Annotated in this window: 1 protein-coding gene; it reads right to left on the bottom strand. The window is 41.4% G+C overall.

Annotation, left to right across the window (positions count from 1 at the left end; genetic code table 11):
- Positions 1-266 precede the first annotated feature (266 nt).
- A partial coding sequence (locus BRO54_RS20310) for a hypothetical protein (RefSeq protein ID WP_204378363.1) occupies positions 267-514 on the bottom strand: 248 nt, incomplete at its 5' end.

Below are 514 nucleotides of genomic sequence, written 5' to 3' on the forward strand. Positions count from 1 at the left end.
CGGCCAAAAAGTCAAGTCGATCCGTCATGCGATCATGTTATTAGTCATCAATGAGCTGAAAAAGTGGATTTCTGTATTGGCGCTGCAGAAATTATACGATCTGCATGCCCATCTGTATCAAGAGATTGTGACGCTGTCCTTCAAGAGGGAAAGCTTGTAAGTTGCCCGGTGATCTATTCGGATATGAGCAGGACAAGGCGAGCTTGTTTTTAATGGGGGGTTGCTCGCTTTTTGATGTTCTCTTGCATCAGCCGTTGCCGAAGATTTTACATGAACTGAATATTCACGACGATATACAGGCTTGTCTTCTTCACAAAACGGGCCGCTTTTGCCCCGTCTATGATCTTGTCTGGTGCATGGAACGAGGGGACTAGGAACAGATGAACCGTCTTTGTGATCACTTTTTGAGGAAAAAAAGTAAGTTTGATCAAGCACTTTTGAATAATTTTTTGGCGTAAAATAATCATATATTCCGTTTTTTCGAGGAAAAAAGTATAGAAAATCATACGTTCTT

It is taken from the genome of Geobacillus proteiniphilus, assembly GCF_001908025.1.
GTDB lineage: Bacteria > Bacillota > Bacilli > Bacillales > Anoxybacillaceae > Geobacillus > Geobacillus proteiniphilus.